Source organism: Agrobacterium sp. 5Ca50 (assembly GCF_055381905.1).
In genome coordinates, this window is sequence record NZ_AP026439.1 from 523,042 (window position 1) to 542,682 (window position 19,641).

14 protein-coding genes and 4 pseudogenes are annotated in these 19,641 nt (G+C 53.9%); 8 read left to right on the forward strand and 10 right to left on the reverse strand.

Going from position 1 to position 19,641, the window contains the following annotated elements; translation table 11 throughout:
• Positions 1–47 precede the first annotated feature (47 nt).
• On the reverse strand, positions 48–1,019 hold the full coding sequence (locus ACZ5FM_RS20015) for a Bug family tripartite tricarboxylate transporter substrate binding protein (protein WP_464040523.1): 972 nt from the start codon (positions 1,017–1,019) through the stop codon (positions 48–50).
• Positions 1,016–2,071, reverse strand: a complete 1,056-nt coding sequence (locus ACZ5FM_RS20020; protein ID WP_464040524.1) for a glutamate cyclase domain-containing protein — start codon at positions 2,069–2,071, stop codon at positions 1,016–1,018. Before ACZ5FM_RS20020 ends, ACZ5FM_RS20015 begins: the two co-directional genes overlap by 4 nt.
• A gap of 125 nt (positions 2,072–2,196) precedes the next feature.
• Here ACZ5FM_RS20020 and ACZ5FM_RS20025 point away from each other — a divergent pair, with 125 nt between their 5' ends.
• Positions 2,197–3,162, forward strand: coding sequence for a LysR family transcriptional regulator (locus tag ACZ5FM_RS20025; RefSeq protein ID WP_464040525.1), 966 nt, complete (start codon positions 2,197–2,199; stop codon positions 3,160–3,162).
• Between the two features lie 258 nt (positions 3,163–3,420).
• Here the strand turns inward: ACZ5FM_RS20025 and ACZ5FM_RS20030 are convergent.
• Together ACZ5FM_RS20030 and ACZ5FM_RS20035 are read right to left on the reverse strand one after the other, a co-directional pair.
• Positions 3,421–3,534: pseudogene (locus ACZ5FM_RS20030) on the reverse strand (IS6 family transposase); the annotation flags it as partial.
• 6 nt (positions 3,535–3,540) lie between these two features.
• Positions 3,541–5,088, reverse strand: a complete 1,548-nt coding sequence (locus ACZ5FM_RS20035) for a cryptochrome/photolyase family protein (protein WP_464040526.1) — start codon at positions 5,086–5,088, stop codon at positions 3,541–3,543.
• A gap of 690 nt (positions 5,089–5,778) precedes the next feature.
• Between ACZ5FM_RS20035 and vapB the strand changes: the two genes are divergently transcribed.
• From vapB to ACZ5FM_RS20070, 7 genes and pseudogenes are all read left to right on the forward strand, one after another.
• A complete protein-coding gene (vapB, locus tag ACZ5FM_RS20040) occupies positions 5,779–6,009 on the forward strand; it encodes a type II toxin-antitoxin system VapB family antitoxin (RefSeq protein ID WP_312947972.1) in 231 nt (76 codons plus the stop codon).
• A pseudogene (gene vapC / locus ACZ5FM_RS20045) lies at positions 6,009–6,410 on the forward strand (type II toxin-antitoxin system tRNA(fMet)-specific endonuclease VapC). The gene vapB and the pseudogene vapC overlap by 1 nt, the downstream one beginning before the upstream one ends.
• Positions 6,411–6,568: 158 nt before the next feature.
• A pseudogene (locus ACZ5FM_RS20050) lies at positions 6,569–6,913 on the forward strand (autotransporter domain-containing protein); the annotation flags it as partial.
• A gap of 450 nt (positions 6,914–7,363) precedes the next feature.
• Positions 7,364–10,786: a response regulator gene (locus tag ACZ5FM_RS20055; RefSeq protein WP_464040527.1), complete on the forward strand. Its 3,423-nt coding sequence runs from the start codon at positions 7,364–7,366 to the stop codon at positions 10,784–10,786.
• The gene (locus tag ACZ5FM_RS20060; RefSeq protein ID WP_464040528.1) at positions 10,783–11,622 is read left to right on the forward strand and encodes a CheR family methyltransferase; all 840 of its coding nucleotides are present in this window, start codon (positions 10,783–10,785) and stop codon (positions 11,620–11,622) included. The genes ACZ5FM_RS20055 and ACZ5FM_RS20060 overlap by 4 nt, the downstream gene beginning before the upstream one ends.
• Complete coding sequence (locus ACZ5FM_RS20065) at positions 11,619–12,185, forward strand: chemotaxis protein CheB (RefSeq protein ID WP_464040529.1); 567 nt, start codon at positions 11,619–11,621, stop codon at positions 12,183–12,185. Before ACZ5FM_RS20060 ends, ACZ5FM_RS20065 begins: the two co-directional genes overlap by 4 nt.
• A gap of 2 nt (positions 12,186–12,187) precedes the next feature.
• On the forward strand, positions 12,188–13,243 hold the full coding sequence (locus ACZ5FM_RS20070) for a response regulator (RefSeq protein ID WP_464040530.1): 1,056 nt from the start codon (positions 12,188–12,190) through the stop codon (positions 13,241–13,243).
• A 280-nt stretch (positions 13,244–13,523) separates the two neighbouring features.
• Here ACZ5FM_RS20070 and ACZ5FM_RS20075 read toward each other — a convergent pair whose 3' ends face one another.
• From ACZ5FM_RS20075 to hutG, 6 genes and pseudogenes are all read right to left on the reverse strand, one after another.
• On the reverse strand, positions 13,524–13,889 hold the full coding sequence (locus ACZ5FM_RS20075; RefSeq protein ID WP_464040531.1) for a response regulator: 366 nt from the start codon (positions 13,887–13,889) through the stop codon (positions 13,524–13,526).
• Positions 13,890–15,350, reverse strand: coding sequence for a PAS domain-containing sensor histidine kinase (locus ACZ5FM_RS20080; protein WP_464040532.1), 1,461 nt, complete (start codon positions 15,348–15,350; stop codon positions 13,890–13,892). It abuts the gene before it with no gap.
• 254 nt (positions 15,351–15,604) lie between these two features.
• Positions 15,605–16,138, reverse strand: a pseudogene (locus ACZ5FM_RS20085) (HEPN domain-containing protein); the annotation flags it as partial.
• A gap of 417 nt (positions 16,139–16,555) precedes the next feature.
• Entirely contained in the window at positions 16,556–17,146 is a 591-nt protein-coding gene (locus ACZ5FM_RS20090; RefSeq protein ID WP_464040533.1) for a HutD/Ves family protein, read from the reverse strand.
• Positions 17,147–17,155: 9 nt separating this feature from the next.
• Entirely contained in the window at positions 17,156–18,829 is a 1,674-nt protein-coding gene (gene hutU, locus ACZ5FM_RS20095; RefSeq protein ID WP_464040534.1) for a urocanate hydratase, read from the reverse strand.
• 11 nt (positions 18,830–18,840) lie between these two features.
• On the reverse strand, positions 18,841–19,641 hold the full coding sequence (gene hutG / locus ACZ5FM_RS20100) for an N-formylglutamate deformylase (protein WP_464040535.1): 801 nt from the start codon (positions 19,639–19,641) through the stop codon (positions 18,841–18,843).

The following is a 19,641-nucleotide window of genomic DNA, read 5'->3' on the forward strand; positions in this document are numbered from 1 at the left end:
ACTTCCCCTCAACTTGTTTCGCCGCGTCTCTGCAACGCGGCGATTTATCATTGTGCGAGTTTGAGGCGCCCGATTAGATCAGTGTATCTCTCAACTTCGACATTCATGGTTTCCGTTGCCTCCTGCGGCGAACTCGCAACGACCGTCGCGCCTAGGCTTGCAAGCCGTTTTGCAACGTCTTCGCGTGCAAGGACAGCAACGACCTCCTTGTTTAAGCGATCAACGATTTCTTTTGGGGTTCCAGCGGGTGCTAGCAGTGCGCTCCAGGAAGAGGCATCGTAATCAGCGAAACCAGACTCTGCTATTGTGGGAATATCTGGGAATTCGGGGTGGCGCTCCGCTCCTGCCACAGCGAGAAGCTTTAGGCGCTCGTCGCTTACGAGAGCCTTCACGGAGGCCAAGGTATCAAATGCCATCGTTGCCACACCGCTAATCAAGTCAGGATGCGCCGCGGCACTGCCGGCGTAGGGAACATGGATCATGTCGAGATCGGCAGTATCCAAAAACCACTCAGCGAAGACGTGAGCGTTGCTGCCGTGCCCCGCGGAGGCAAACCCTAGTTTTCCTGGGTGCTGTTTTATATGTGCTACAAACTCCTGGAGATTCTCAACGGGCAGACTTGCAGGCACGACCAAACCGAGTTGCGTCCGGGTCATCAGTGAAACAGGCGCAAAATCCTTGACGGGATCGTAAGTCAGACTGGGCATAAGTGCTTTTCCAAGGACGTGCGACTGAACGACGACCTCAAGAGTGTAGCCATCAGGCTCTGACTTCGCGACGAATGCACTGCCAATGGAGCCGTTCGCACCCGGCCTGTTCTCAACAACCACGGGCTGACCCAACGCAGGACTGAGATGCTGTGCAATCAGCCGCGCCGTGATATCGCCCTGCCCTCCCGGTGCGTAGGGCACTATCAACTGAACCGGACGCGTTGGATAGTCTTGTGCGGCGGCAGGTTGGGTTAGGGTCAGTGCTGTACCAACCCACAAAAAGCCCGACAGGATAGTCTTAAAAATCATGACTTAGCTCCAGCTGTCTGTTTCATTTTTCCATGGGAAAGTCCGCGATCTGGTTCAGCAATATTCACGCGAACCATGTCTCGCAAAAGTTGAACGATTGCCATCCCACTCTCGCCTTCTGCGCCATCTACGATGAAGCGGTTGGTGCAATAGCGCATTTCCCATCCACCTGAATCGAGGCAGGCTGTGACAATGCGTTTTTCGAGCTCAGGAGTTTGGACGAGATCCTTATCTTTCAGAAGGAACGCCAACATAGCCGCTATCCCATATGCGCCCCAATTTGAGATCGAAGCAGGGAGGAAAATGTCTGTAGGCGTTACTGTAATCGCTCCGCCTGGCTTATCTGTCTGGGTTTCACGTCCATATGGATGGAAATCCTGCATGAAAGAATGGATCCGTCCGAAACCAATCTCGTTTCCGTTATCGCCAACACCGATCGATAGAATTCCCCGTTCGGCTGCTTGATCAAATAATGGAGCGATATTGACACATCCTTTCGGCACTACGCCCGTAGAGTAGTGTACGATCCCATTTTCATTGGGGCCTAGCCTTTCGATCGAAATGATTGCTTTCGGCGCAGTTTTATCGAGAAGTCTACTAGCCCAAGCCTCAATCGCATCCTGTTCTTCGGGTGCAGTTTCAATTGCCGCTCCCATCCTGCGGTTCTTTGCAAGATCGAAGTCACGGATCATCAAGTGAGCCGCCTCGCTGGAGGCTACCATTGGAGGCGCGTGGCAGACTTCAGTTACAAAAACTGGAACAGCCTTTAGGCCCCAGTAAATGGCTCGTGCCAGCGCAGCTGCGCCGGGAGGGCCATCACTTTCACCCCATGGCGCTTCAGGTCCGTAGCCAGCCCCTGTCACAATGAGGACGACATCTCCGGCTCCGACTTTTTTCACCAAAGCTTCAGCAGCTCTCGCGCTGATAGGTCGTCCACCCCCTTCACGCCTCGCTTCTTCGTAGATTGGCGCGATGATGTTGTGGTTCATACCACGATTACGCATTTCGACGGTCACCAGACGGTCGATGTATTCTCCGATGATATCAGGCATTAAGCTTTCCCTCTTCTTTGAGGGAAAGCTTAGGAGAGCCCTTTGATCTCATCCAATAGAAAGTTGTCATGCCCCATAAGGTTTTGTTATGGAGGCATTTGAGCCTGTAGGAGGAGATACCAATATTGGTCGCCAATAGCCCTGCTTTGATCAATCCAAAACACCTGTCAGCGTTCCGTGCGGTGATGGTATCAGGCAGCATAACGGGAGCGGGAAAAATCCTGCACGTTACGCAGCCCGCCGTGACGCGTCTGATAAAAGATTTAGAGGCAGACCTTGGACTAACCTTGTTTACGAGACATTCTGGACGGGTTACGCCAACTAGTCATGCGCATATCTTATACCGTGAGGTTGAGCGCTATTTTTATGGACTGGACCGGGTTTTTGAATCTGCCCGCACGCTGAGAAATAACAGAGGTGGGCAATTGCGAATTGCTGCGATGCCTACCCTCTCTTCTCGGACACTTCCAGAAGCAATTCGTCGGTTCAGGCAGAAAAATCCTGACATTGACATCATTATTGAGTCGGAAGTGTCAGTCCACATACTGGATGCTGTTCGAAACAACGAAGTCGATTTGGGCATTGGAAGAGTGCCGAAGGAACGGGACGAGATTGCTCGCTTGAGTATGCCGACATCCCACGCGATCTGCATTCTCCCCAAAAATCATCGACTAGCAGAAAAGAAGGTTGTTTCAGTAACTGATCTGTCTGGAGAAGCCATGGTGACCCTCGGCAGCAGCAGCCTCTTGCGTCTACAGGTCGACTCCGTACTCCGCCTTGCAGGTGTAACGGTCGGCAGCACAATCCAGACCCTGTTCTCAAATACGGCGAGCACGTACGTATCGAACGGTTTAGGCATCGCAGTTGTTGATCTATTTTCTATTCTTGGTGCTGATCTCAGCAGAATTGAAATACGCCGTTTCTACCCGGAAATAGCGTTTGATTTCGCAGCGATCTTTCCTGCAGGTGATAGGGCGCCATTGGTGGTCGAGTTTGCGGAGGAACTCAGACAGGTCGTATCTAACGAGATTTCTGCGATGGATAAACAGATGTCTGAGATATCATCTTCGATAAATCAGTCGGCGCATTAGACAAAAACGCTGCCCTGTCGTTTGGCAGTTATATGGTAAGCGGTGCCTCGATCACACTGCGTTGGGGCTGGGTAGCCGCGTTTTCAAAATGATGCGGATAATCCGCCATGTTGGTTGTAGTCTTTATACTCCGAACCAAAGTAGCGAGATAGACGCGGTGCAATTTCGCCCAGTCTTTGCCTTTGACGCGGTAAACAATCCACTGAACGGCGAGGGCACGTTGTTCGCTTTATCCCCGACAAGGCGTTGCCGATGAGCTTACGCAGTTGCGCCGGTCACGCCTTTCCAATGCGCCATTGCGCGGATGCGATGAACGTGGGTGGCCAGGGCTGAGCGTTTCTGATGTGGCGGCACGAAGAGATTTCTGACCGCGGGTTGTCAAACGCGTTCACCTGCATCCAGCTTCTTCAGGAAAGACGCGGCGCTATCGCGATATGCCACTTTTTTTTGATGATCCATGCGATGCCAAGGGGCATAGATTTGCGCCAGACGATGATTGCTGGACAGGGTACCAGCATTCCGATCGAGAAAATCCCAATAGAGCGCGTTGAAGGGACAGGCGTCCTTTTCAGTCTTCTTCGAGACGTCATACCGGCAGCCATCGCAATAGTTCGACATTCGTGAGATGTAGGCGCCACTTGAGGCGTAGGGCTTGGACGCCATAAAACCGCCATCGGCGAATTGGCTCATACCTATGACGTTGGGGAGTTCCACCCACTCGAAGGCATCAGCGTACACTTCCAAATACCAGCAATGAACGAGATGGGGGTCGAGGCCTGCCAGCATCGAGAAATTTCCAACCACCATCAGCCGCTGGATGTGGTGGGCGTACGCATGGGCAATAGTCTGCTTTATGACGGTTGCCATGCACGCCATGTCGGTATCACCACTCCAGAAGAAGTCGGGCAGGGGCCGCTGTGCCTCAAACACATTGCTTTTTTCGTACCCGGGCATTTTCAGCCAGTAGATGCCCCTGATATACTCGCGCCACCCGATAATCTGGCGGATGAACGCCTCGACGGCATTAAGTGGGGCATTGCCTTCGAAGTAGGCGCGCTCTGCAGCGCGGCAAAGAGCCAGAGGATTGAGCAGTCCGATATTAATGTAGAACGACAGCAGCGCGTGATTGAGGAATGGCTCTTCAATCAGCATTGCATCCTGTGTTTCACCGAAATGCGGCAGGAAGTCCCGAATGAATACATCCGCTGCATCCAATGCCTGGGCACCGGTAACGGCAAAGCTGAAATTCTTGGTCGATCCCATGTTACTCGGGAAACTTCGCTCGACCAGGTCAAGCACTTCTGCCGTCACCCGGTCTGGCCGGAACTCCGGATGTTTCGGCCGAAACAGATCAGGCTGCGCCGGCTTTCGGTTCTCGGCATCAAAATTCCACCGACTGCCGACAGGTTTGTCGCCATTCATTAGCAAACCGGTTTTCCTGCGCATGTCCCTGTAAAAATATTCCATAGTCAGTGATCGCCGCCCCGCAGCCCAGGCCCGGAAACCTTCCCCAGAACAGAGGAACCGACTGTCGGCTCGGATCTCCACGGGTATGCCAAGATCGGATTGCCAACTCTTCATGGCGTCCAGCACACGCCATTCGCCGGCTTCAGTGACGATGACGCCGGCGGGGGCCGTGGCCCTAACGCCGTGTTTCAGCTCACTGGTAAACCCGCCGGAATTATCGGGATCATCGAGTTGCGTGTACCGGACAGTGAACCCGGCATTCCGAAGCTCATCGGCGAAGTGCCGCATTGCGGAGAAGATCAGGGCTATCTTCAGCTTGTGATGCTGCACATACGTTGCTTCTTCCATTACCTCGCACATCAGGATTATATCCTGTGTGGGATCAGCACCATTGAGGCTCGACATTTCCAGCGTAAGCTGATCGCCTAGTATGAAAATCAAATTTCTGGCAGCGCTCATGATGGCATTCTTTGCTAAAAGACATTCGGTCTTATTACGTATTGAAAGGTCTGATGGATCGCTGGGAGATATTTACACGAGCAACGGGACGTTAGGGGACAGGGCACGACTTATCGTCTCATCCTCGATGTCTTGCCCACCAATGTCTCAATGCGTAAGTCGAAGATTGCTCAACGTTAGGTGATTGTGGCAAAGCCACCTAAGTCGTTCACCAGAGTTCTCATTATGTATCTCGCCGCCACGTTCATCGACGGCGAAAAAATGGCAGCGATCATTGGTGAGGTGGGGGATGCCTCCTCGTGAGCGCCTCGAGATTTTTCTAAGGAAAATGGCGTATCAGAAGGCTGGTATGGGGTATGCTCGTGGGCGATCCCGAAACGACAAGTAAATCCCTAAAATTGGCATCTCCTTGCCAACTTCGCCACGGATCAAACCCTTAAAGGGCACCACCCATCGTCGTTCAGGCGGGGAAGACAACTCTCAAAATGGTCGTCCACCTGATGACGACCGCTTCTGCGCTAAGCGGCAGCGGGCTGGTGATCATTGACCACTCATCAGGAGGTCATAAGGCGAGGTCGTATCAGATCCACGGTGCAGCAAGGATGCTGTCTTTTTGTATATCCCACTGACATATACATTCTTGGTGATTAGGCTTTGGACACGGAGGCATAAATGCGTAATGAGCGAGTTATGCAACAGGGCGCGGTTTTTCAGAGCAATCGGAGCCAAGCCATTCGAATGCCAAAGGCTTTGGCTTTGCCTGACGATGTTAAGCGCGTGGACATCGTAGCAGTAGGACGTACCCGAATTATAGCGCCCGCCGGTGAGGCTTGGGACAGTTGGTTCGAGGGACCAGAAGTCACATCCGATTTCATGCTTGAACGCGGTCAGCCTGCCATGCAGGAACGTGATACATTCTAATGTTGAAATATATGCTCGATACGAACATTTGTATTTACACCATTAGTACAGGCCGCAGAAAGTGCGAGATGCGTTCAATCGCCACTCCGGGCAGCTGTGTATAAGTTCGGTTAGCTTGACGGAGTTTATCTACGCGGCGGAAAAGTCTGCGAATCCCGAGAGAAACTTGAATGTCGTAGAAGGTTTCGCAGCACGGCTGGAGGTGTTGCATTATGATGAGGTCGCGGCCAGCCACACTGGTCAATTGCGAGCTGAACTGGCTAGAGACGGAACGCCAATCGGTCCGTATGACCAACTGATCGCGGGGCACGCACATTCTCGCGGACTAATCGTCGTGACTAACAAACGGCGCGAGTTCGATCGTGTGTCTGGTTTTGCGGATCGAGGATTGGACTGTTTAATGCCGTGTTCGTGCTTGATGTTCGGTTAAATAACCGTGTGAGCTGGCCGATTATTTGCGTAAATGAGCAGACCTAGGCTCAAGTGCCTTCTGACCAGTCTTGCCGCCAACCGATCGTTCTAGACGGGCCTACCGGTCGAAGTCGACGACGGCGGAGTTGCGGCAGTGAGCGCGGGCGGTGGTACTACCGAGACAACCTTTACGACACTGGGCGTGAACCTCAGCTCCGCTTTCGACCTAGCCGACTTGACTGCCAACGCGCATGGCAGACTGGGGTGGCGTCATGCTTTTGGTGACACTACACCCGTATCTACCCAGCGCTTCTCGGGTTCCGATGCCTTCAAAGTTGTAGGTGTTCCGATCGTCAAAGATACAATACTGATTGAAGCAGGCTTCGACGTGGACCTCAGCACGGCCGCCACGTTCGTCATCTCCTATCAGGGCGAGTTTGGCAACGGAGTTGTAAACAACGGCATAAGAGCGGATCTCAGTGTAAGGTTTTGATCAGTGGCTGCGGTTTCTTCGTTGCCCGGACCCCGCAGCTATTCTGTCCCTTCGATTTGTGAACGGAGACCCAGACAACTTGGTCAAACACTCTTTCGGAAAGCACTGAACCAGTAACCTCCAAACCGAGTTTCGAAAGCAACGCCGTGTTGACTTGTCGGCCGTTAGCGTCGCCTATGGAGGGAGCGATCACCGTCACGTTACGATCCTGGTGTTGGATTGGTACCAGCCCAACCATCGAACAGCACGGGCGAACGAATAAGCCAATTATGTCCCAACCGTTAGCCGGCAATTGGATTGTACGCTATCGTACATCCGATACTATTGTAATTGATTGGCAAATCTGATCATTTCCCCCCTCCCACCTCTCAGTCTCTCAATTCGGCCTAGCTGAATAAAATCGAGTGGGCTTTAAGTGGTCCTACTTTCTAACACGCGATGAGATTTCACATGGATCGACGCCGTACGACGCAGACGAAGTTTAGACTTGGATTTGAGCCTGCAGTCGCTGTTGGACTTGTTTGCGTGTTCGCATTCTTTGTGGTGAGCGGGATCGTGTCCTACAGAAACCTGCAAGCCTTGCGCGAAGGAAACGAACGCGTTGTCCAGACCCATGTCGCAATCGTCGCACTGGATGAATTGCTCTCGAAGGTGCAGGACGCAGAAACCGGTCAGCGGGGATTTTTGCTGACAAACAATGAATCATACCTCGCGCCATACAACCTTGCTGTTGAGACTATTCCAGCGCAACTGGACCGGGTCGGATTTCTGACCGGAATCAATCCAGGTCAGGATCGACGCCTCGCCACTTTGCGCCAGCGCGTCGATGGAAAGCTCGCCGAACTTGCAGACACCATCGCAGTCCGTCGTAGCGCTGGCCTGGAAGCTGCGCTTGCTGCTGTCAACTCTGACAGGGGCAAGACGGAAATGGATGCAATTCGAGCGCAGATATCAGCGATGGCCGGCGGTGAATCCGATGTGCGTCTGCAACGATTGAACGAGATGAACTCCGCCCAGAGAACGGCATTCGTCAGCACTGTTATGTCCGCCGCTCTGGGGCTGCTATTGACTGTTTCGATCGCATTTCTCGTTCGTCGCAGTACATTGGCACGACGGCGTGACGAATGGCTTCAAATAGGGGAGGTCCAGCTTGCGTCGGCCATGATGGGGGATCAGCCAGTTGATCGTCTCGGAACGAGCATCCTGGACTTCATGGCTCACTACACCAGCGCTGTCGCCGGCGTCGTTTATATCGGAAAAAACGGCAGATTTGAGCGAGCAGCGCGCTACGGCGTGCCGACGGGCGCGAACGTTCCGGAGACGTTTGAGACTGGCGAGGGCCTGCTTGGCCAGGCTGTATCCGAACGCCGCAAGATTGTGGTCGATGACGTGCCTGATGGCTACCTAGAATTTGGCTCCGGATTGGGCACCGGAAAACCAAGACACCTTATCATACTCCCCGGTGAAGTCGACGGTACCGTAACGACAGTCGTGGAACTTGGCTTCCTTCAGGACGTCTCTGATGACGTCACCAAATTGCTGGCGCGGGCCGCGGAAGCCATGGCGACAGCGGTGCGTGCAGCCATCTACCGTAGCGAGCTCCAAGATCTGCTTGAGGAAACCCAGCGTCAGTCAGAGGAACTACAAACCCAAAGCGAGGAATTGCGTGTTTCCAACGAAGAGCTGGAAGAGCAAAGCCGCGCCCTTAAGGAGTCACAGGCACGGCTTGAGCAGCAGCAGGTGGAACTGGAACAGACAAACTCACAGCTCGAAGAACAGGCGCAGCAGCTGGAGGGTCAACGCGATGATCTCGAACAGGCAAACGCCGCAGTAAGCTTGAAAGCACGGGAACTGGAACAAGCGAGCCGTTACAAGTCGGACTTCCTCGCCAACATGTCTCACGAGTTGCGTACCCCGCTCAACTCCTCTCTGATACTTGCAAAGCTGCTTGCTGATAACCCGCACGACAACCTGACCGATGACCAGGTGAAATATGCGAAAACGATCCAGTCTTCGGGCAAGGACCTGCTTAATCTTATCAATGACATCCTTGATTTATCGAAAATTGAGGCTGGCCATGTCGAGATTAGACCTGAGACTGTCACTATCGAGCGACTGACAAACAACCTGCGTCAACTTTTCCAGCCGCTGGCGGGCGAGAAAAAGCTCGGTTTCCTTATCAATGTGGCTCCCGATCTCCCCCAGACTATCGAGACCGACCTGCAGAGGCTGGAACAGGTCCTCAAAAACCTCCTCTCGAACGCGATCAAGTTTACCGAGAAGGGGCAGGTCAAACTCGATGTTTCCGAAAATGTTGACGGTGGTATCGCATTTTCTGTCTCCGACACTGGCATCGGAATAGCCCCGGAAAACCAGCAAACCGTCTTTGACGCTTTTCAACAGGCTGATGGCACGATCAGTCGTAAATTTGGCGGAACCGGCCTCGGCCTGTCGATTTCACGTCAGCTTGTACGGCTTCTTGGCGGGGTAATTCAGCTTGAAAGTCAGTTGGGGCAGGGTAGCAAATTCACATTTTCATTACCTGAGCACTACGACCCCAATATCGTTCTGCCACGGGAGAAAGTTGAGCAGGGCAGTCCGGCAACGCAGAGTATGCAAGCGCCCGCAGCGGCACCACCCCCCCATCGCAAAGTTGAAGACGATCGCGAGCGGCTGACGGACGACAAGCGCATTCTCCTCGTTATCGAAGACGACGAGACCTTCGCGGGGATCTTGAGGGATCTGTCTCGTGAGCTGGGCTTCCAGTCTATCGTAGCTGGCTCGGCCGAGGAGGCGTTGCAACTAGCCAAGGAATTTATGCCGAGTGCAGTTGTTCTCGACGTTGGTTTGCCAGACCAGTCGGGCCTGGCGGTACTTGATCAACTCAAGAACGATGTCCAAACCCGACACATTCCTGTCCACGTCGTCTCGGGTAGCGATCATACCGAAACAGCATATGCACTTGGAGCGATTGGCTACCTCATAAAACCTGTCAGTCGTGACCAGCTCGTAGGAGTTTTGCAAAAATTTGAGACCCGCCTGTCGCAAAGTGTCCACCGCGTTCTTATCGTTGAGGACGATGCGGTGCAGCGCGACGCAGTTGCCGAGTTGCTGAAAACTTTGAATGTCCAAACAGTGACGGCAAGCACTGTGGCTGAATGTCTTGATCTTCTAAGCCAAGGCACGTTCGATTGCATGGTCCTTGACCTGTCCCTGCCGGATGCGTCGGGATACACTCTCCTTGAAACATTGAGCAGAGAGGATAGCTACGCTTTCCCTCCTGTCATCGTCTACACGGGCCGGGAATTGTCGACTGACGACGAGCAGAACCTGCGGCGTTACTCAAAATCAATCATCATCAAAGGCGCCAAATCGCCTGAACGGCTGCTCGATGAGGTTAGCCTGTTTCTTCATCAGGTGATTTCAGAGTTGCCGGATGAGCAACAGAAAATGATCCGTAAGGCTCGCAACAGAGATGCCGTCCTGGAGGGGCGACGGATCCTCATTGTCGAAGACGATATACGCAATGTCTACGCACTCACAAATATACTTGAGCCGCGCGGAGCAATTGTTGATATCGCACGCAATGGCAGCGAAGCTCTGGAGGTACTTGCGAAAATATCCAACGGTGACGGTGCACCCATAGATCTGGTGTTGATGGATGTCATGATGCCGATTATGGACGGACTAACCGCAACGCGTCACATTCGCGAAAATCCTAGCTGGAAGAAGCTACCCATCATTACATTGACAGCAAAAGCGATGCCTGACGATCAGCAACGCTGTATTGAAGCCGGTGCCAATGATTATATGGCCAAGCCGCTGGATGTAGACAGACTGTTATCGCTGGTGCGCGTCTGGATGCCGAAATGATTGACACACCAGCGCAGGACAAGGTCGAGGATATCGAGATCCGTCTTCTGCTGGAGGCGTTGTATCTCAAATACCACTATGACTTTCGCAACTACGCAATGGCATCGATCAAACGCCGCCTCAAACAGGCGCGCGAGCAGCTCGGATTTTCGACGTTCTCGTCATTGCAGGAGAGTTTGCTTTATCATCCTGATATGTTGCCGCGACTGTTGCGCTACCTCACGGTACAGGTCAGTGAGATGTTCCGTGATCCGACCTACTTCAAGGCGATACGGGAACACGTTGTTCCGCACCTGAGAACCTACCCGACTCTGAAGGTCTGGGTGGCTGGATGTAGTGAAGGTGAAGAGCTTTATTCTCTTGTCATCCTGTTTCGGGAAGAGGGGCTTGAGGAGCGGACAATTTTTTACGCCACGGACATCAATCAGGACGCACTCAGTGCTGCGGAATCCGGCATTTATCCTGTCGACCGAATTCGTTTATTCACTGAGAACCATCGCCTTTCCGGCGGCAAAACAAGCCTGTCGAACTACTATCAGGCAGCCTACGGCAATGCTTCTTTTGACAAGTCCCTTCGCCGCAACGTCGTGTTCTCCGACCATAGTCTGGTGACCGATGCGGTCTTTGGTGAAATGCATCTGATCTCCTGTCGAAACGTCATGATCTATTTCGACAAAAAGCTCCAAAACCGTGCCTTGGGTCTATTTAACGATTCACTCGCCCGCAAGGGATTTCTTGGCCTTGGCTCGAAAGAGTCGCTGCGGTTTTCCGATTACGGCAGTGCTTTTTCAGACTTTGATCGCAACGAGAAAATCTATCAGAAGGTGGGAGAATGATCTCTGATCGCATCGATGCCATCGTGATCGGTACATCTGCGGGTGCGGTGGAAGCGCTTTCAATGTTGCTGCCTCATCTGCCCGGCGATCTGCCTGTTCCGGTCATCGTCGTGGTCCATGTGCCACCTGACAAACGTAGTATCATGGCAAGCCTCATGGCGTCGAAATGCGCGTTGCGTGTGAAAGAGGCGGAGGACAAGGAACCGCTGGTTCCTTCCACGATCTATTTCGCGGTGCCAGATTATCACCTCCTTGCAGAAGCTGATAAAACTCTCGCACTGTCAAATGATGAGCCTGTATCGTTCTCTCGCCCATCAATTGATGTGCTTTTTGAAAGTTCTGCGGATGCTTTCGGAGCGAGATTGGTTGCGATTGTACTGACCGGTGCCAATCATGATGGCGCCGCTGGCGCACGCGCCATCATCGACGTCGGCGGCACAGTTCTCGTACAAGATCCACAAACAGCTTTCGCATCTACAATGCCTCAGGAAGCGATCAAGGCCTGTGGGACAGCAAAGGTGCTGTCGATTGCCGGCATCTTAAAATATCTGGAGGAACTCTGAATATGGCACTGGTTCCTTTCTTGCTGGTTGATGACCTTGAAGAAAATCTTTTGTCGCTTGAAGCGCTTCTTCAAAGCGAAGATCGCCTGATCCTCAAAGCGAGATCGGGGGATGAGGCTCTTGAAATTCTTCTGGAACATGATGTGGCGCTGGCTCTCGTTGACGTACAGATGCCGGGTCTGAATGGTTTCGAGCTTGCTGAACTTATGCGAGGCAATGAACGAACCAGGCGCATACCAATCATTTTTGTCACTGCCGGGACCGGCGCTGGCAGACGCTTCACAGGGTACGAGGCAGGTGCGGTCGATTTCATTGAAAAACCGATCGAGCCGGATGTCATCCGTAGCAAGGTTGGCGTTTTCTTTGAGCTCTACCGCCAAAGGCAGCAACTGGCCGAACAGCGTGACGCGTTGGCTTGCCAGGCGGATGCACTGAAAGAGGCCGCGCGGCATAAGGATCTGTTGCTGCATGAAATAAATCATCGCATCAAAAACCTTTTCAGCCTCGCAGCTGGACTGATCTCGATCAGTGCACGTCCAGCGACATCGGTGGAGGAACTGGAAACTGATCTCAAATCGCGCATGGGGGCATTGGCGCGCGCCCACGATCTGACACTCCCCGATTTGAGTGGTTCGGCGGATCCTGCGAGCGCAACGACTACCGTATCCGCGTTGCTGAAGGCAATCGTTGCACCACATGAGCACTCCCTCGGTCCGTCGGTCGACATTCTCGGGACGGACGCGCCACTCAAAGGCGGTGCTCTGACGTCGCTGGCCCTTTTGCTTCACGAACTTACGACTAACGCCGCCAAATATGGCGCCCTGTCCAATACCTCCGGCAGTTTGGTGATCAGTGTGTCTATTGACGATGAGACTTTGACGTTAAGCTGGGAAGAGCATGTCGAGCACCGGGTCGATATTACTCCTCAGCGCCAGGGGTTCGGCACCAAACTCGAAAAAGCAGCGCTTTCGGGCCTCGCAGGCTCTATCAACCGCGTCTGGAGACCAGATGGACTGTCCCTAACCGTTGAGATGCCGGTCGAAAAGCTGCTCGCCTGAATTGCTGCGGAGGCGATATATGTCCCCATACTTACACGCTCGAAAGCGCACGTGGATCTGCGGAGAATTCCGACCCGACGCTATGATTTTCTTTTCTGAAGGGATTGCCTGGTCAATTGTCGCCAGTACCTAGCGCTCCCGATGGCGCTGGTCAGCTTAAGACGAGATATCTAGGATCTGCCCGGGTTACTACGGTGACCCGCGCTGCATTCGATCAGCATTCCGAGACTGTCGAATTCACAAGCACATTCAGGATAAGGACGCCGCAATCCGGCGATTTTCAAGGCTTGATATCCAACTGAAAAAGTGTGGTCTCCAGATCGCCTCCAGAGATCGGTTTTGAAAGATAGATCGCCTCATCAGGTAGAGTTCCCTGCGATGGGCTGTAACGGCCGGAGATAACGACGATCTTGCAATTCGGTCGTTCCTCTTTCACACGATGGGCCAAGCTTATACCGTTGATCGTGCCCGGCATATCAATATCGGTCAGAAGTGCACAAATAGTCGGCTCCCGTTCCAAAACGTCAAGGGCCTGATCAGCGTTGGCGGCTTCAAGTACTTGATAGCCAGCGTCAACCAGCATGTCGACGATGTCCATTCTTATCAATCCGTCGTCTTCTACGACAAGTAAAGGCTTTGACTTCATTCAATGCTCTTTCTGAAATGTTTCAAGGTCGGCTGTGATAAAGCAACGAATGCCTTCATGATGATATTCAACCTTGACATGGCTGTCGGCAGTACCATTCAGCCCGGCTGAGATGAGACGCATGCCGGAACCATTCGTCGCTGGCGCCACAACGGCCGGTCCTCCGCTCTCAATCCATTCCAGTTCAAAGCGATTCCGCTGAACACCTCCGACACGCCATCTGAGATCGATCCGTCCGCTGGCCACAGACAGGGCGCCGTATTTCACGGCATTGGTGGCCAGTTCGTGTAATATCAGTGACAGCGAAAGCGATGGCCGCGAGCCAATCCGAAGGTCTGGGCCAGATGCTGCGAAGCGAGGGTTGGCGAGGTCGTCGTGCAGGGCAGTCATCTGACCAACCAACTGCCTGACAGTGGAGGAACCACGTCCGCCTTCGAGGATAGTGTCGTGAGCGTCGCTCAATACTGAAATCCGGTCCGACAGCCTCTTTCTCGCTGTGGCGATATCAGGTGCGGTCCTCAGCGTCTGGGACGCGATTGCCTGAACCATCGCAAGCTGGTTTTTCAGTCGATGACCCAGCTCATGTGAAAGAAGGGTCTGACGCTCCTCCTCAGCGCGGAGCTGTGTCACGTCTTGAGCCTGCACCAGAATTCCGGTTACCGAGCCATCTTCGCTCCGCATCGGTTGGTAGACCAAGTCGATCAGACGGGTTTGCATCTCTCCCTCAGGACCGCGATTGAGTTCAACGGAGAGGTTTTTTGCAATAAAGGGCTCTCCGGTCGAGTAAACATTGTCGAGTATTTTGATAAACCCCTGCCGGACAACCTCGCTGACCGCCTCTGCCACCGTCTTGCCAATGATTTCGCGTCCAACGCCGATCATCGCGTAGTATTGCTCGTTGGCGTAATCGAATGTGTGATCAGGGCCGACAAGCATGGCGATACCGCCAGGATTTAGCTCAAATACCTGCATGAAACGTTCACGCTGCGTACGTTCCTTTCGCGCCATTGCGACCTGCGCTGTGATTTCGCTGCAGGCACAGAACATACCTAATACTGTTCCCCACGGATCTCGCACAGGCGTGTAGCTGAAGGCAAAGTGAGTTTCTTCAGGATAGCCGTTGCGATGCATCGTAAATTGAATATCGTCCATGGCAGTGCCATGCCCATTGTACGCGGCGGTGATAATTGGTTCCACCTGATCCCATATATCGTGCCACAAATCATGGAATGGCTTGCCGAACGCATGTGGATGGCGGTTGCCACACATGGCCGCGTAGCCGTCGTTATAGAGTGTTATCTGAGATGGACCCCAAACCATTAGCATTGGCTGGAGCGAACCTAGCATGACATTTGTCAGGGTCTTCAGTTCGACGCCCCACCCGTCCATAGGGCCAAGGGGTGTCGAGGACCAGTCGAGGTCGCGGAAGAGACGTCCGCAATCCGGGTTCGTTGCAGTCATGCGTTTTCCTGAAGTTGTGCCCTATCCAACAGCGCGTGAACGCACTGGATTAATATAAGTTCCGCCAAGATGTAAAGGCCGTGTAGTTCCAAGAATCCAGCATAAGCTTGCGTTGATAATTCAGTGTTTTCCCTTGAACGAGCAGGCGCAGGAACCGACAAACAAAGCTCTTTCATATTGTCGATCTGATCCCACAAGCACCTGCTTTCGTCGAACTATGCTACACTCCAAAGCCGCAACAGCGTAGCCCGACCTCACTTAGCGCTTTCAAACGTCTGTCGAAGTTGTTCGACATGCTCCCCGGAGAGCGTTTCGATCAGGGTATGAAGTTCAGCCGTCCGTTCCTGAACCCACGCAAGCGCCTCTTCGCTGATCTCGAACTGTTTCGAATAGCGCGCTTTGACTTAGGCTTCGTTTAGAATGTTGTATCATGCGGTAAAGCGCTGGTGGTCACGCGGCCAGATGTCGGCCAGCCGCCGGTCACGATCCTCGGAAAGCCCGCGCAGGAACTTCAGATTGTGCGAGGGCGGGGAGTAATTGGTCAGCGTCAGGAGGTAACAGGAGTAGGCAGATTCGACTGCTTGCTGGAGTTCGAAAATTGCGTGTTTTAGCCGCTTTTTTTGTGCCAGATATCTCGACGTGTCGAGAAACGAGCCTGCTGCAGCAATTCCCTCGTTAAAATGCCCTTCCGCCACCCTAAGCGCATCGGCAGGGCTGAGCGGCTTTGGTTCGGCCAGCGGTCGGTCATCGAACTCGTAAAGGACAATGCCCTCACGGGCGTAAGCGACAACGCAATGCTGAGCATTGAGAAGAGCTCAATTCATGATGTGTTCGTGAGGTTGAATCGAAACGATCTCGTCGCCGTTGATATCTGCGGTTCATCTCTGAGGAAGCACGGCCAAACCGTCCTGGACGTAACGTTCATTGACCTTGGCTGGAGGCGACCGGCCAAGAGCGGTTTATAATTTGTCCAATCCGCCCATGCCACTGCGTCGATGCTCACCAACCAACGGATGTCAGCTTGACGAGCCTTGGAAATCCGCCAAAGCCGCTCTTTGCCGCCGCCCGCGACCATTCACGGGACGGCTACTAATCACGGAGCGACGTCGCGTCCGCGCCGGAAGCTGGGCATGGTTGGCGTAAATGCTTCGATGGCCACCACAACTGGGTCTGATTTGATCGGGAACACTACAGGCTGCTAAAACTCAGGTGGAGCGAGGTTGGTTAACGTCGATGCCGATGATGTAGGCGACTGCGGTGTTGTCGGCACTAAAATGTACGGTGTCATCGAAACTTATATCGACGAGAGCATCAAGCGCGTCGGCTTGCAATGCTCGGTCTTCGACAGTGAACTGGGAGGGCTCTGTAAAAACGATGATTGAGACATCGTGCTTGCCCGTGACCGTTTTGACGTCCGCCAAATCCACACGTTCCATCACATGTGTCGTATGATTGCGTAGCGTCATGATATTGAGGTCGGTTGTTTCACCACCTTCATTGATGGCCTCAACTACCGCCTCTCCCGGAAAGGGGAAAGGTGTGCCGAGCGCTTCCAGTTCGGCACCTTCATGGCCGTCAATGACCAGTCTCACCGTGTTGCCTTTCAGCGCGACGATGGACCGGTCGATACCGGGAAATACCGAGAAGGGGCCTGAACCCGTGATCGTGGCGAGACTGACCCGCCATAGGAATTGCGCGCCATCCACAGTCGACGGTTCCAGCGCCACCTCATGGGTGACGCCGAGACCATTTTTCCACGGCATGGCCTTGTGTTCACTGGCCCGCAAAAGTCTCATTGTGCTGCCTCAGTTTCCAAGGATACCGGGCAGACGGAGACCCTTTTCCTTGGCGCAATCCAGCGCGATGCCGTAACCGGCATCGGCATGGCGCATGACGCCGGTTGCCGGGTCGTTCCACAGCACGCGTTCAAGGCGTTTGGCGGCATCATCGGAACCATCAGCGCAGATCACAACGCCTGAGTGCTGCGAAAAGCCCATGCCAACGCCACCGCCGTGGTGCAAGGAAACCCAAGTCGCTCCGGAGGCCGTGTTGAGAAGGGCATTGAGCAGTGGCCAGTCGGAAACGGCGTCCGAACCATCCTTCATCGCTTCGGTTTCGCGGTTTGGAGACGCGACCGAGCCGCTGTCGAGATGGTCACGGCCAATGACAACAGGCGCTTTCAACTCACCGTTCTTGACCATTTCATTGAAGGCGAGAGCGAGGCGATGACGATCACCCAGACCCACCCAGCAAATACGTGCTGGCAGTCCCTGGAAGGCAATGCGTTCGCGTGCCATGTCCAGCCAGTTGTGGAGATGTTTGTTGTCTGGCAGCAGTTCCTTGACCTTGGCATCCGTCTTGTAAATGTCTTCCGGATCACCTGAAAGCGCTGCCCAGCGGAAGGGGCCAATGCCACGGCAAAACAGCGGACGAATATAGGCCGGAACGAAGCCCGGGAAAGCAAAGGCGTTTTCGAGACCTTCCTCCTTGGCCATCTGGCGAATATTGTTACCGTAGTCGAGTGTCGGAACGCCCATGTTCCAGAAATCCACCATGGCCTGAACCTGAACCTTCATCGAAGCACGGGCGGCAGCTTCCACAGCCTTCGGGTCGCTTTCCTGCTTTTCGCGCCATTCGGCGACGGTCCAACCGGATGGCAGATAGCCATGAATCGGGTCATGTGCCGAGGTCTGGTCCGTGACGATATCAGGGCGAATGCCGCGCTTCACGAGTTCCGGGAAGATATCAGCGGCATTGCCAACCAGACCGACGGACTTTGCTTCACCCGCCTTGGTCCACTGGTCGATCAGGGCCAGTGCTTCGTCCAGCGTATGCGCTTTTGCGTCGACATAACGGGTACGCAGGCGGAAATCGATACGGGTCTCATCGCATTCGACGGCAAGGCAGCATGCGCCTGCCATAACGGCTGCGAGAGGCTGAGCACCACCCATGCCGCCAAGACCGCCGGTCAGGATCCATTTGCCGGTCAGGTTGCCGTTAAAGTGCTGGCGACCCGCTTCAACAAAGGTTTCGTAGGTTCCCTGAACAATACCCTGCGTGCCGATGTAAATCCACGAACCGGCAGTCATCTGGCCGTACATGGCCAGACCCTTGCGGTCGAGTTCGTTGAAATGTTCCCAGGTTGCCCAATGCGGAACGAGGTTGGAATTGGCAATCAAGACACGTGGCGCATCCTTGTGGGTGCGGAAAACACCCACCGGCTTGCCAGACTGTACCATCAAGGTTTCGTCTTCGTTGAGGTCTTTTAAAGTGGCGACGATACGGTCGAAATCTTCCCAGGTGCGGGCTGCACGGCCAATGCCGCCGTAGACGACCAGCTCATGCGGACGCTCTGCAACATCGGGATCCAAGTTGTTCATCAGCATGCGCAGAGGTGCTTCTGTCATCCAGCTTTTGGCGTTCAGCTCAGTACCCTGCGGGGCGCGGATTTCGCGTTCGTTATGGCGTGGGTTTGTCATGCTTTATCCCCTTATCGTTTGCTGGCGAGCGCAAATTGCTCCATGCGCGTCAGAATGGTTTTGAGATGTGTGCGAAGCTGTCCGGCCTTGTTGTCGTCATAGGCAAAGGGCGGTGCTTCCGTGATGAGGTGGGTGGATTGCGCCAGTTCCATTTGAATGGCGTGTACTCCGGTCTGTGGCTGGCCGAAATGACGGGTTGTCCAACCGCCCTTGAAACGACCATTCAGGATGCTGGTGTAACCTTCTGCGGCTCCGGTCACCTCAACCGCAATTCTCTCAATGGCTGGATCACAAGTTTTGCCGAGGTCAGTGCCGATGTTGAAGTCCGGCAGCTTACCCTCGAATAGAAACGGAATCTGCGAGCGGATGGAGTGGCAGTCATAGAGAATGGCGATGCCGTGAATGGATTTTACCCGCTCGATTTCTGCAGCAAGCGCAGCATGATAGGGTGCGTGGAATGTCTGCAACCGGTGGGCAATATCGGCTTGCGTTGGTTCACATCCATCCTTCCAGATCGGCTGGCCGTCAAAATCTGTGTCCGGAACAAGCCCGGTGGTATTCTGGCCGGGGTAAAGGCTGGTGCCGGAGGGATCACGGTTTGCATCGATGACATAACGATGGAAGGTGGCGCGCACTGACGTCGCATCCTCCAGCAGGTCGGCGTAGAGGGCATGAATATGCCAATCGGTATCAGCCAGGATCTTGCCGTTGTCATTCAGACGGTCATGGATTTCTGCCGGAACCTCGGTGCCGGTGTGTGGCAGACCGAGAATGATCGGTGAGGTGCCCTGGCGAAGCTCGAAAACCGGCAT

Coding starts and splice junctions, on each gene's coding strand:
- ACZ5FM_RS20065 (WP_464040529.1), top strand. CDS start 11,619: ATGATCTCTGATCGCATCGATGCCATCGTGATCGGTACATCTGCGGGT.
- ACZ5FM_RS20035 (WP_464040526.1), bottom strand. CDS start 5,088: ATGAGCGCTGCCAGAAATTTGATTTTCATACTAGGCGATCAGCTTACG.
- hutU (WP_464040534.1), bottom strand. CDS start 18,829: ATGACAAACCCACGCCATAACGAACGCGAAATCCGCGCCCCGCAGGGT.
- ACZ5FM_RS20090 (WP_464040533.1), bottom strand. CDS start 17,146: ATGAGACTTTTGCGGGCCAGTGAACACAAGGCCATGCCGTGGAAAAAT.
- ACZ5FM_RS20020 (WP_464040524.1), bottom strand. CDS start 2,071: ATGCCTGATATCATCGGAGAATACATCGACCGTCTGGTGACCGTCGAA.
- vapB (WP_312947972.1), top strand. CDS start 5,779: ATGCAACAGGGCGCGGTTTTTCAGAGCAATCGGAGCCAAGCCATTCGA.
- ACZ5FM_RS20070 (WP_464040530.1), top strand. CDS start 12,188: ATGGCACTGGTTCCTTTCTTGCTGGTTGATGACCTTGAAGAAAATCTT.
- ACZ5FM_RS20080 (WP_464040532.1), bottom strand. CDS start 15,350: ATGACTGCAACGAACCCGGATTGCGGACGTCTCTTCCGCGACCTCGAC.
- ACZ5FM_RS20055 (WP_464040527.1), top strand. CDS start 7,364: ATGGATCGACGCCGTACGACGCAGACGAAGTTTAGACTTGGATTTGAG.
- hutG (WP_464040535.1), bottom strand. CDS start 19,641: ATGCCGGTTTTCGAGCTTCGCCAGGGCACCTCACCGATCATTCTCGGT.
- ACZ5FM_RS20015 (WP_464040523.1), bottom strand. CDS start 1,019: ATGATTTTTAAGACTATCCTGTCGGGCTTTTTGTGGGTTGGTACAGCA.
- ACZ5FM_RS20075 (WP_464040531.1), bottom strand. CDS start 13,889: ATGAAGTCAAAGCCTTTACTTGTCGTAGAAGACGACGGATTGATAAGA.
- ACZ5FM_RS20060 (WP_464040528.1), top strand. CDS start 10,783: ATGATTGACACACCAGCGCAGGACAAGGTCGAGGATATCGAGATCCGT.